This window comes from Collimonas sp. GW821-FHT07E08, from assembly GCF_059418905.1.
The window spans coordinates 17,726-29,660 of sequence record NZ_JBWKQR010000022.1; the positions used below are offsets into that span (position 1 = coordinate 17,726).

Sequence of the window (11,935 nt, forward strand, 5' to 3'; positions counted from 1 at the left end):
TCTTATCCACGCGCCAGCACCGAACGGCCAATGCCGTAATACTCAAAGCCCAGCTCGCCCATTACTTCCGGCTCATACAAATTGCGGCCATCGAATACGATAGGCGTCTTGAGCAGCGTCTTGACCTGGTCGAAATCGGGACTGCGGAAAGTTTTCCACTCCGTCACGATCACCAGGGCGTCGGCGCTTTGCAGGGCCTCGGTCTGGTTGTCGCAAAACCGTATGCGTTCAAAAGCGCCGGGAGCGCCGGCGAAATCCAGCGCCAATACCCGCTTTGCCTCCGCCATCGCGACCGGATCGTGCACCGCCACCGTCGCGCCGCGTGCAATCAGTTCGCCGAGCAGTACCCGCGATGAAGCTTCGCGCATGTCATCGGTATTCGGCTTGAACGCCAGACCCCATAGCGCGAAGTGCTTGCCGCTCAGGTCCGCGCCAAAGCGCTCGCCGATCTTTTGTCCCAGCACATGCTTCTGGTTGTTATTGACCTGCTCCACTGCGCGCAGGATATGCAATTCCTGGCCATAGGCGCGCGCGGTGCGCTCCAGCGCCTGCACATCCTTCGGAAAACAGGAACCGCCGTAGCCGCAGCCGGCATACAGGAAGCTGTAGCCTATGCGCGGATCGGAGCCGATCCCGTGGCGCACGGCTTCGATATCGGCGCCCACCTTGTCGGCCAGGTTAGCCAGTTCGTTCATGAACGAGATACGGGTCGCCAGCATCGCATTCGCGGCATATTTGGTGAACTCGGCGGAACGCACGTCCATCCAGAAGGTACGCTCGTGGTTACGGTTGAAAGGCAGGTACAGCTGCTTCATCAGCGCCTGCGCCTGCTGGCCTGAAGCGCTTTCGTCGCAGCCGATGACGATGCGGTCCGGCCGCATGAAATCTTCGACCGCGGCGCCCTCTTTCAGGAATTCCGGATTGGAGACAACCGAGAATTGCAGGGGCGCGCCAGCCAGCTTGCGTGCGTTCAATTCCTCCTGGATCGCGGCGCTTACCTTGTCCGCGGTCCCGACCGGCACAGTCGACTTATCGACGATCACCTTGAAACCGGTCATGTATTTGCCGATATTGCGGGCGGCCGCCAGCACGTATTGCAGGTCGGCCGAACCGTCTTCGTCCGGCGGTGTGCCCACCGCGATGAACTGCACCTGGCCATGGGCTACGCTGGCGGCGATATCGGTAGAAAAATGCAAACGTCCGGCAGCGCGGTTGCGGCCGACGATTTCAGCCAGGCCCGGCTCATGGATCGGGATGCCGCCGCTGTTCAGCAGCGCAATCTTGCTTTGATCCAGGTCGAGGCAGAATACATCGTTGCCCAGTTCGGCCAGGCAAGCGCCTGTGACCAAACCGACGTAACCGGTACCGATAATAGTAATTTTCATGTTATTCCGTGAATGCGCTGCACAGCCCGATTGTTTATGGCGGGCCGGCGGGTTTTAGTTCATGACGTTCAGTTCTTCGGTGCGACGCGGCGGATAGGTTTCCCAGCGGCTGCAGCCAGGGCATTGCCAATAGAACTGGCGCGCCTTGAAACCGCAGTGGCTGCACTGGTAGCGCGCCAGCTTCTGGGTATAGCCATGCACCAGGTTCTTGACCACCGACAGTTCGGTATGCATTTCCGGCGTTATTTTCATCAAGCGCGCTTCCAGCAGCTTGTCCAGTCCTAGCAGGGTCGGTGTCCGCCGCAGTTCATCGCTCACCAGCTGATTGGTAGCTTCGACGCCATCCAGCTCCAGCACCGCCTTGAACACCACTTCCAGCAAATCGATGGAAGATGCTTCCGCCAGGTAGGAGCGCAGCAGGCTGACGCCTTCATGCGGCCGTCCAACCGCGCGATAGCCATCCATCAGGCGTTGCGCCACCAGCGCCACATGCGGCACGCTTTGCTGCTCGACCCGGCGCCAGACCTGCAGGGCCGCTTCGACGTCGCCCTGCGCCAGGTGCACGTCGCCCAGGAGCATGGTGGCGCGCACGCTGTTGCGGTCGTTGCTCAATGCTTTTTCCAGCAGGGACATGGCGGCTTCGGGGTGGCCGTCAACCAGTTCATCCTGCGCCAGTTCGCAATAAAACTGGGCGATTTCCTTTTGCCGTCCGCCGGCGCCCGATTGCTGCAATGTCTGGGCCGCTTCGATCGCCCGCAGCCATTCTTTTTCGCGCTGGTAGATTTCCAGCAGGGCACGTCCGGCCTGCGCGCCGTACTGGCTGCCGGCGAGCAGGTTAAAGCTCTCTTCGGCCCGGTCCAGCAAACCGGCTTTCAGGTAATCCTGTCCCAGTTCGTACTGGGCGTGCAAACGATGTTCCTGCGCCAGGTCTGGACGCGCCAGCAGGTTCTGGTGGACCCGGATCGCGCGCTCGGTCTCGCCGCGGCGGCGGAACAGGTTGCCGAGGGCGAAATGCAGCTCCGCGGTTTCGGGATCCAGCTTGACGATTTCGATGAATGCATCGATAGCCTTGTCCGGCTGTTCATTCAGCAGAAAATTCAAACCCTTGAAATAACCGCGGGGCAAACTGCGTGATTCGGATATCAGCTGATTGATATCGACCCGTGCGGCGATCCAGCCTAATCCAAAAAAGACCGGGATACCGAGTAACCACCAAATTTCAAATTCCATACGGGCTGTTGTGCTTTATGCGTGACCTGAATCTCAGGTGTGAAAATGCCGGCAAGCCGCCGCCGAGACATTACGGCGATGCAGCTAGTTAGATACTCAGCGGCATTATATATTCTTGATGCTGTCCGGTTGCGGCGCTTGTGACTCTGCCAGGCGCTGTGCCTCTTGTTCTTTTTGCATCGAGGTCAGGGCTTTTTTGGTTTTTGATGCATTGCGGCGGTGACGGAATACGGACGGCGCCATCGCCAGCACGCCAAGGATCGCGCCAAAGACAAAGAAGCCCAGCAGAAACAGCACCAGCGGCCCTTGGATGGTCGTGCCGGGGAAGAACTGCAGGTCGACGTTGCCTTTGTTCTGCAAGGCGAAGCCGAAAAATACGACAAAGAGCAAGATCGAAAGAATTCGGGAAATGATTTTCATGATGCCTTTCCGTTTGATTGGGTAACAGTGGGCAGCATACGAGCTGTTCTGCAGTTGGCTGATTCTACTCTTGCCATTTTCGCAAATCCACGACTCACACAAACAATATTAACTTTAAATGATGCGAAATTGTACGTGAAAAAAAACGGCATCCGAAGATGCCGTTTCGATTTTGCTTACGCACAAACTATAACTCAGTCCTCTTGAATCGGTTGCCCGACCATCGCGTCGACTCGTTCGCGCAACTCCTTGCCTGGCTTGAAATGCGGCACCCGTTTTTCGGGCACCATCACTTTGTCGCCAGACTTGGGATTGCGCCCGATCCGCGGTGGCCGCCGATTCAGCGCAAAACTGCCGAATCCACGAATCTCGATACGCTGTCCGGTCGCCAAGGCATCGGCCATCGCATCGAGTATGGTTTTCACCGCGTAATCCGCATCCTTGGCTACCAGTTGCGGATAACGTTCGGCCAAGCGGGCAATCAGCTCCGACTTTGTCATTAGCTTTACTCGATTACTCTGCTTAGTTCTTGTTGTCGAGTTTTGCCTTCAGCAACGCGCCCAGGCTGGTCGTGCCGGAAGCTGCATTGGAGTCCGAAGCCGAAGACAGCTTTTGCATTGCTTCCTGGGTTTCAACATTGTCTTTCGCCTTGATCGACAGCTGGATGCTGCGAGCCTTGCGGTCGATGTTGATGACCATGGTTTCGACGGTGTCGCCAACCTTCAGGTGGGTACCGGCATCTTCCACGCGGTCGCGGGAGATTTCGGATGCACGCAGGTAGCCTTCGACTTCTTCCGACAACTGGATCACTGCGCCCTTAGGCTCGACCGACTTGACCGTACCGGAAACCAGTGCGCCCTTGTCGTTCATTGCAGCGAAGTTGTTGAATGGATCGCCTTCCAGCTGCTTGACGCCCAGGGAAACGCGCTCACGCTCAACGTCGATTGCCAGAACGATGGCTTCCAGCTCGTCACCCTTCTTGAAGCGACGCACGGCTTCTTCGCCGGTTTCAGTCCAGGACAGGTCCGACAGGTGCACCAGGCCGTCGATGTTGCCGGCCAGGCCGATGAACACGCCGAAATCAGTGATCGACTTGATCGCGCCCTTGACCTTGTCACCCTTCTTGTGGGTAACAGCGAAGTCGTCCCAAGGATTAGCCTTGCATTGCTTCATGCCCAGGCTGATACGGCGGCGGTCTTCGTCGATTTCCAGGACCATGACTTCAACTTCGTCGCCCAGTTGGACAACCTTGTTTGGCGCCACGTTCTTGTTGGTCCAATCCATTTCGGAAACGTGGACCAGGCCTTCGATACCTTGTTCGACTTCGACGAATGCGCCGTAGTCGGTGAGGTTGGTGACTTTACCGAACAGACGGGTGCTTTGCGGGTAACGACGCGACAGACCGGTCCAAGGATCGTCGCCCAGTTGCTTGACGCCCAGGGAAACGCGATTCTTTTCTTGATCGTACTTCAGAACCTTGGCAGTGATCTCTTGACCGACTGTCAGCACTTCCGAAGGATGACGCACACGACGCCATGCCAGATCGGTGATGTGCAGCAGGCCGTCGATGCCGCCCAGGTCCACGAATGCGCCGTAGTCGGTGATGTTCTTGACCACGCCGGTAACGATGGTGCCTTCTTTCAGGGTTTCCATCAGCTTTTGGCGCTCTTCGCCCATCGAAGCTTCGATAACCGCACGACGCGACAACACGACGTTGTTACGCTTGCGATCGAGCTTGATGACCTTGAATTCCATGGTCTTGCCTTCGAACGGCGTGGTGTCCTTGACCGGACGGGTGTCGACCAGCGAACCCGGCAGGAAGGCACGGATGCCGTTGGTCAGGACAGTCAGGCCGCCCTTGACCTTGCCATTGACAGTACCGGTAACGATCTCGCCGGACTCCATCGCTTTTTCCAGCGAGAGCCACGATGCCAGACGCTTGGCCTTGTCGCGCGACAGGATGGTGTCGCCGAAACCGTTTTCCAGCGATTCGATAGCGACGGAGATGAAATCGCCGACAGCTACTTCGAGTTCGCCGTTGTCATTTTTAAATTCTTCGATTGGAATGAAGGCTTCCGACTTGAGGCCTGCGTTGACGATAACGAAGTTATGGTCAAGGCGCACGACTTCAGCAGAAATCACTTCACCAGAACGCATGTCTTGACGTGACAGCGATTCTTCAAACAGCGCGGCGAAAGCGTCAGCGCCGGCAGATGCAGGGGACAGAACAGTGATGGACATAGTTTTGACTAGTTGGCCAGTATTGCCGCGCAAGGTGCTTACTAGGATGCGGTCAATAAAGGGTTAGGTTTTTCAACGTCCGGCCAGACTTTGCGTCAGGCCGAACACCAAGGTGCAGCAAAAAAACAACGTATTTGCATGTTTTTATTCATGCTTGAGACTCAACACCTCTCGCATAACTGATTCAGACAGCGTATTTAAACAAACCGGGAAGCGGCATACCACCCGAGCACTTGCGCGACCGCCTGATCGACAGTCATTGCAGAAGTATCCAGCAGATACGCCCCTTCCGCGGCCTTTAACGGTGCCGAGCTGCGGTTGCTATCGCGCGCGTCACGCTCCGTCAAATCCTTTGAGAGGTCTTCCATATTAGCAGAAAAACCCTTGTCAATCAATTGCTTATAGCGCCGCTGGGCCCTGGCCTCGACACTGGCGGTCAAAAACACTTTCAAGCCGGCGTGCGGGAAAATCACCGTGCCCATGTCGCGGCCGTCGGCGACCAGCCCTGGATGTTGCCGGAAGCTCAACTGCAGGCCAAACAAGGCTTGCCTGACCGTTGGTATTGCAGCAATTTTAGAGGCCAGGTTGCCCACTGCCTCGGCCCGGATATCGTTCGATACATCCTCGTTCGCCAGGAAAATGTGGGCGCCGTTGAAATGGCAATGCAGATGCTCGGCAGCCTTGGCCAGGGCGTGTTCATCGTCGAGCGGGATATCGCGCCGCATCACGGACAGGGCCGTCAGGCGATACAAGGCGCCCGAATCGAGATAATGAAACCCCAGGTGCTGCGCAACCTTCTGCGCGACAGTGCCTTTGCCGGATGCCGTCGGACCATCGATCGTGATGACAGGGATGTGGGAATTGGGCATAGGAGTACTCGATGGTTATGAATGAAATTATTGCCCGCGCAGAACTTGTCCGTCACTCGGCCAAGGGTGCAAAGATTGCCTGCAAGTCGTCTTGCGTCAATCCGATATTCTGGGTTTCGCCTTCGGGCGACAGCATGGCTTGCGCCAGGTCGGCTTTCTTCTGCTGCAGCAGCTGGATGCTTTCCTCTACCGTACCCTTGGCGATCAGCTTGTACACAAACACTGGCTTGTCCTGGCCGATGCGCCAGGCGCGGTCGGTCGCCTGGCTTTCCGCCGCCGGATTCCACCAAGGATCGTAGTGGATCACGGTATCCGCCGCGGTCAGGTTGAGGCCGACGCCGCCGGCCTTGAGGCTGATCAGGAACACCGGCACTTCGCCGTCCTGGAAGCTGCGCACCGCCTCTGCCCGGTCCAGCGTGGCGCCGGTCAGCATGGCGTAGCCGATACCGCGCTGGCGCAGCTCGGCGGCGATCAGCGCCAGCATGCTGGTAAATTGCGAAAACACCAGGATACGCCGGTCTTCCTGGCGCAGTTCGTCCACCATTTCCAGCAGTTCCTGCAGCTTGGCCGACGGCACCTCGGCTACTTCTTTCCCGTCTTCCGCCTCCGCTTCCGGCACGCCGGTCTTGAGCAGGCGCGGATCGCAGCAAGCCTGGCGCAGTTTCAGCAAGGCTTCGAGGATCACGATATGGCTGCGCGCGACACCCTTCTTGGCGACTTCTTCGCGTACCTTCTTGTCCATCACCAGGCGTACGTTTTCGTACAGGTCGCGTTGCGCACCGCTCAGCGTCACCGAGCGCAGCATCTCGGTTTTCGGCGGCAACTCCTTGGCTACCTTGTCCTTGGTCCTGCGCAGCAGGAAAGGCTTGATGCGGCGGCCCAGCAACGCGCGCCGGGCGGCGTCGCCATGTTTCTCGATCGGCTGCCGGAAATCGCGGTTGAAAGCTTTTTCGTCGCCCAGCAAACCCGGCAGCAGGAAATGGAATTGCGCCCACAGTTCGCCCAGGTGGTTTTCCACTGGCGTGCCGGTCAGGCAGAGGCGATGGCGGGCATTCAGCAACGCCGCGCTTTGCGCTACCTTGGAACGGGGATTCTTGATGTAATGCGCTTCGTCCAGGATCAGCAAATGGAACTCATGCCGGCGCCAATGCTCTTCGTCGCGCGGCAGCAAGGCATAGGTGGTCAGGACCAGGTCGAACTGGCCGATCTGATCGAACTGCTCCAGCCGCTGTTTTCCTTGCAGCACCAGCACCCGCAGTTCAGGCGCAAAACGCAGCGCTTCCTGCTGCCAGTTATCCATCAGGCTGGTAGGCGCGACCACCAGCGCCGGCGCAGTCAGGCGTCCGCTTTGCTTCTCGACCAGGATATGCGCCAAGGTCTGCACCGTCTTGCCCAGGCCCATGTCATCGGCGAGGATGCCGGCCAGGTCGTATTCGCGCAGGAACTGCATCCACGCCAGGCCTTCCAGCTGGTAATCGCGCAGTGTCGCCTGCAGGCCGGCTGGCGCCGCAATCTTCTTGACGCCGCCAAAGGTGTGCAGTTTTTGCCCCATGCTGCGCAGACGGTCGCCGCCCACCCAGCGCAGCTTGGCGCCAGCGTCCAGCTCCGCCAGGCGGGCGGCGTCGAGCGCCGATAACCGCACCTGGCTATCCGATTTTTCGGCGAAATACAGTTCGCCCAGGGTATTCAGGATAGGCTTGATGCGGCCCCATGGCATGGCGACATGGATGCCGTCGGACAAACGCACCAGCAGCTCGTCCTGGTCGTCGCGCAGCGCCATGTTGCGCGGATCGAAATCCTGGGGGGCGTGGCGGATCAGGTCGACCAGCAAGGGCAGCAAAGGCACGCGCCGGTGATTGACGACGATGCCCAGCTCAAGGTCAAACGCCGCATTGGCAGGCTGGTCTGCCGCCTCGTCGATCTCGGCATACCAGTCTTCCACCGCGGCCACGTCAAAACGGTATTCCGCCCGCTTGTCGATCTGCCAGCCCTGGCTCGCCAGGCTCGGCAAACCTTCTTTCGCAAAACGCAGCCAGGACGACTGGTCCGGCTGCATGAACATGCCGGGCATCATCGCCAGCGGGTGCTGCGTGCCCTCGAGCGGCAGCATGCCGAGCGCGATCAGCGCCTGCCTGAAAACCGTTTCGGCGTCCTGGTCGCGCACGATCTGTTCGATGCCGGCCGGCGTGTTGCGGCTCAGCGTCGCGGCAAATTGCGTGGATACGATTTCACCGTCATAACGGAAATGCAGTTCGGCGAAATCCTGCATCAGCGGATTGCTGACGCTGGGCAAACTCCCAAGCACCAGCAGCGGCTGCGGCCTGATGTCCTTGCGGATCGTCTGCGGCACCTGCGGCGGGAACGGGATCACATCGTTCAAGCCTTGCGTCAGCAATTGCTGGGCAACCGCCAGGCGATCGTCGGGATCCAATAGCGGCGCCTGTATCACCAGGTCGTTGAGCGCCTTGCTGGAAATCCTGGCGTCGCGCTGCGGCAGCACCAGTTCCCCGCATGACAGGTTGTCGATATACCAGGGCGGCTCGGTCGGCAACAGGTAATCGACATGCTTGCGCGCCTGGATGGACTTCCCTTCGGCTTCTGGCTCCGCTTCGAATTGCCAGCCCAGCTGCCACATGTCGCGCACCACGTCGCGGCTATCCTCCACCGTTTCATGCCAGGCCAGGCTGGCCTGGCGGGTGGCGGCAAGCTGCAACGGATAGGCGGTGCCCTTGGCCAGGTCAGCCAGCGAATTGGCCCATAACAGGCGCTGTTGCTGCAACAGGGCGCGCAGCAGTTGCGCGCCGAGCTTGCCGCTCAATTCGCAAGCCGCATGCTGCGCATGGTTGCCGTCGTTCTGGGCGACGAACAAACCAATCAGGTCACGATCTTCCGGACGCAAGAACACTGCGGGATCGGACAACAGGCGCGGCACGTCGGTCGCCGGCTGGGCAGAGACAAACTGGCCGTTCGGACGCTGCTGCGCCTTGCATAAATGCAGCACGGCTTTCTTGCCGTTATAAGCGGCAGACAATACGAACAATACCTGGTGGGTAGCTGCTTTCTGGCGCAAACCCGAGGGCTGCGCCGGCGCCGACCCGGCCGCGGAGACTTCGCCTTCTACCCGCGTCAGCCAGGCTTCCATAGGCCGCGCCAGTGCTTGCACCTGTGGGGTTTTGGGCGCGGCGGCCGGCCTTACCGCCGCAGGTTGCGGCGGCGCGGGCCTGGCAGCAGGGATTGCCAGCTGGTCGGTGGACGGCCGCTGCAGGTATTCAATCAAGGCCGCTGCCACATGCTTGCAATTGGAGCCGACCGGGCAAGAACATACGCTATCGATATCGGGCGTATCGCGAAATACGGACAGCGTGATTTCTTGCTGGTAGACGTTGCTGCCGCTGCCCTGGACCGTCGCGTTGAGGACGTCGCCATCCTGCTCCACCGCAAGCACGCGGCGCTGGCGGACGTATTCCTGGCCGCGATCATAGGTTGCCTGGTGCAACACGTCGCGCACATCGGCAAGTGTCAGATTCATGCGCGGCCCGCCACCTACAATAAAGTCTGCTCGGCGATCTGCCCGAACACGGTGAAATAATCAGGAAAGGTCTTGGCAACGCATTGCGGATCATTGATGCGCACCGTGGTGCCGCGCAGCGCGGCGCCATCCAGCGAAGCCAGCGAAAAACACATCGCCATGCGATGGTCGTCATAGGTATCGATGGTTGCCGCCTGCAATTGCGCCGGCGGCGTCACGCGCAGGTAATCGCTGCCCTCTTCGATCGTTGCTCCCAGCTTGCGCAACTCGGTGGCCATGGCGCTGAGGCGGTCGGTTTCCTTGACGCGCCAGCTGGCGATATTGCGCAAAGTGCTGGGGCCGTCGGCGTACAAGGCGGCGACAGCAATGGTCATCGCGGCGTCCGGGATATGGTTGAAATCGGCGTCGATGGCTTTTAATACGCCGTTCGAAGACGCTTCAATCCAGTTGTCGCCCATCGTGATGACGGCTCCCATCTGCCGCAAAGCTTCGACAAACCGGACGTCGCCCTGGATACTGTTGCTGCCGACGCCTTCGACCCGCAGCGGCCCGCCGGTTATCGCTCCGGCCGCCAGGAAATAAGACGCGGAAGAGGCATCGCCTTCGACGTGGATGGTCTTCGGGCTCTGGTATTGCTGCCCGGCCGCGACGGTAAACGACTGCCAGCCGTCGCGCTCCACGCTGACGCCGAAACGCTGCATCAGGTTCAGGGTAATTTCAATATAAGGCTTGGAGATCAGTTCGCCGACCACCTCGATCGTCACCGCCTCATGTTTCGCCATCAGCGGCGCCGCCATCAGCAGCGCTGTCAGGAACTGGCTGGAAACGTTGCCGCGCACCTGCATGCGCTGGGTGTGCAGCTGGCCGCGCTGGATATGCAACGGCGGATAACCGGCAACGCCGGTGTAGGCGATGCGGGTGCCGACGGCGTTCAAGGCGTCGACCAGGTCGCCGATAGGCCGCTCATGCATGCGCGCCACGCCGTGCAAGGTATAGTCGCCGCCCATCGCGGCCAGGGCCGCGGTCAGCGGACGGATCGCGGTACCGGCATTGCCCATGAACAGGTCAGCCTGGTGCACGGGAAAACTGCCGCCGCTGCCATGCACGGTATAAGCCTGCGTGCCTTCTGCCTGTTCCCACGCCACGCCTAATTGCTTGAGCGCCATCAGCATGACCAGCGTATCGTCGGATGCCAGCAAATCAAGGATCCTGGTAGTACCGTTGGCCAGCGCCGCCAGCAGCAAAGTGCGGTTGGAAATGCTTTTGGAGCCCGGCAACCGGACCGTGCCCTGCACCCGCGCTACCGGATGCAGATCGATGTATTTCGGATAGTGCTGCTTGCGTTGCGTAGTCATTAGTCGCCGCCTTCTTTATTCTGTTGTTCCGCCGCCTCTATGGCGCTGATCCAGTTGTGCCTTGCCTGTTGCGCATTGCTGTAGACGGCTTCCAGCGCCTGGCCGTCGCCGGCCGCCAGCAAGCCGCGCAAGCGGGTCAATTGCAGCAGGTAAGCATCCAGTTCGCCGAGCAAGGCCTCCTGGTTTGCCAGTGAAATATCGCGCCACATTTCCGGCGACGAGCCGGCGATCCGGGTGAAGTCGCGAAAACCGCTGGCCGCGTATTGAAACAGCGATGCCGCATGCGGCTTGTTGGCGATATCGTCCACCAGCGCATACGCCAGCATATGCGGCAGATGGCTGACCGCGGCAAAAATGGCGTCGTGCTGTTGCGGCGACAAGCGGTGAATCAAGGCGCCGCACTGCTGCCATGCGGCGGCGACCTTGGCCACATCCTGTTCGGCATTTTCCGGCAGCGGCGCCAGCACTACTTTTTTGCCGGCATACAGCTCGGCCAGCGCCGCCTCAGGACCGTTCTGCTCGCGCCCGGCAATCGGATGCCCTGGCACGAACTGGGCAATCTTGCCGCCCAGCGCCGCCCGCGCAGCCAGCACCACATCGGACTTGGTGCTGCCGGCGTCGGTAACGACAGTGCCTGGCTGCAGATGCGGCTCGATGCTGGCGAGGATAGCGCCAGTCTGCGCTACCGGCGCCGCGATCAGGACCAGGTCGGCGCCGGCAACGGCGTCGGCGGCAGAAGCGGCAATGGCATCGATGATTCCCAATTCGCGCGCGCGCTGCAAGGTCGCGAGCTGACGGCCTGCCCCGACCACCTGTTCCGCCGCGCCGGCTTTTTTCAAAGCCAGGGCAAATGAACCGCCGATCAGCCCCACACCAAATATTGCGATTTTCTTGAACACGAATGAT

The 11,935-nt window shown here is 59.9% G+C and carries 9 protein-coding genes; all 9 read right to left on the minus strand.

Annotation, left to right across the window (positions count from 1 at the left end; translation table 11 throughout):
* Nucleotides 1-2: 2 nt before the first annotated feature.
* The 9 genes from AC07RZ_RS22165 to AC07RZ_RS22205 all read right to left on the minus strand — a co-directional run bounded on the left by AC07RZ_RS22165 (nt 3) and on the right by AC07RZ_RS22205 (nt 11,928).
* Complete coding sequence (locus AC07RZ_RS22165; protein WP_494669596.1) at nt 3-1,385, minus strand: UDP-glucose dehydrogenase family protein; 1,383 nt, start codon at nt 1,383-1,385, stop codon at nt 3-5.
* Between the two features lie 54 nt (nt 1,386-1,439).
* On the minus strand, nt 1,440-2,615 hold the full coding sequence (gene lapB, locus AC07RZ_RS22170; RefSeq protein ID WP_092400420.1) for a lipopolysaccharide assembly protein LapB: 1,176 nt from the start codon (nt 2,613-2,615) through the stop codon (nt 1,440-1,442).
* Between the two features lie 105 nt (nt 2,616-2,720).
* Nucleotides 2,721-3,035: a LapA family protein gene (locus AC07RZ_RS22175; protein ID WP_092400418.1), complete on the minus strand. Its 315-nt coding sequence runs from the start codon at nt 3,033-3,035 to the stop codon at nt 2,721-2,723.
* A gap of 194 nt (nt 3,036-3,229) precedes the next feature.
* Nucleotides 3,230-3,535: an integration host factor subunit beta gene (locus AC07RZ_RS22180; protein WP_038492951.1), complete on the minus strand. Its 306-nt coding sequence runs from the start codon at nt 3,533-3,535 to the stop codon at nt 3,230-3,232.
* 22 nt (nt 3,536-3,557) lie between these two features.
* On the minus strand, nt 3,558-5,276 hold the full coding sequence (gene rpsA, locus AC07RZ_RS22185) for a 30S ribosomal protein S1 (RefSeq protein ID WP_092400416.1): 1,719 nt from the start codon (nt 5,274-5,276) through the stop codon (nt 3,558-3,560).
* A 197-nt stretch (nt 5,277-5,473) separates the two neighbouring features.
* Nucleotides 5,474-6,145: a (d)CMP kinase gene (gene cmk, locus AC07RZ_RS22190; protein ID WP_494669597.1), complete on the minus strand. Its 672-nt coding sequence runs from the start codon at nt 6,143-6,145 to the stop codon at nt 5,474-5,476.
* Between the two features lie 52 nt (nt 6,146-6,197).
* Nucleotides 6,198-9,674, minus strand: coding sequence for a DEAD/DEAH box helicase (locus AC07RZ_RS22195; protein WP_494669598.1), 3,477 nt, complete (start codon nt 9,672-9,674; stop codon nt 6,198-6,200).
* A 14-nt stretch (nt 9,675-9,688) separates the two neighbouring features.
* Nucleotides 9,689-11,029, minus strand: a complete 1,341-nt coding sequence (aroA, locus tag AC07RZ_RS22200; RefSeq protein WP_494669599.1) for a 3-phosphoshikimate 1-carboxyvinyltransferase — start codon at nt 11,027-11,029, stop codon at nt 9,689-9,691.
* The gene (locus AC07RZ_RS22205) at nt 11,029-11,928 is read right to left on the minus strand and encodes a prephenate dehydrogenase/arogenate dehydrogenase family protein (protein WP_144742635.1); all 900 of its coding nucleotides are present in this window, start codon (nt 11,926-11,928) and stop codon (nt 11,029-11,031) included. The genes aroA and AC07RZ_RS22205 overlap by 1 nt, the downstream gene beginning before the upstream one ends.
* Between the last annotated feature and the right edge of the window lie 7 nt (nt 11,929-11,935).

Coding starts and splice junctions, on each gene's coding strand:
- AC07RZ_RS22195 (WP_494669598.1), bottom strand. CDS start 9,674: ATGAATCTGACACTTGCCGATGTGCGCGACGTGTTGCACCAGGCAACC.
- rpsA (WP_092400416.1), bottom strand. CDS start 5,276: ATGTCCATCACTGTTCTGTCCCCTGCATCTGCCGGCGCTGACGCTTTC.
- aroA (WP_494669599.1), bottom strand. CDS start 11,029: ATGACTACGCAACGCAAGCAGCACTATCCGAAATACATCGATCTGCAT.
- AC07RZ_RS22165 (WP_494669596.1), bottom strand. CDS start 1,385: ATGAAAATTACTATTATCGGTACCGGTTACGTCGGTTTGGTCACAGGC.
- lapB (WP_092400420.1), bottom strand. CDS start 2,615: ATGGAATTTGAAATTTGGTGGTTACTCGGTATCCCGGTCTTTTTTGGA.
- cmk (WP_494669597.1), bottom strand. CDS start 6,145: ATGCCCAATTCCCACATCCCTGTCATCACGATCGATGGTCCGACGGCA.
- AC07RZ_RS22175 (WP_092400418.1), bottom strand. CDS start 3,035: ATGAAAATCATTTCCCGAATTCTTTCGATCTTGCTCTTTGTCGTATTT.
- AC07RZ_RS22180 (WP_038492951.1), bottom strand. CDS start 3,535: ATGACAAAGTCGGAGCTGATTGCCCGCTTGGCCGAACGTTATCCGCAA.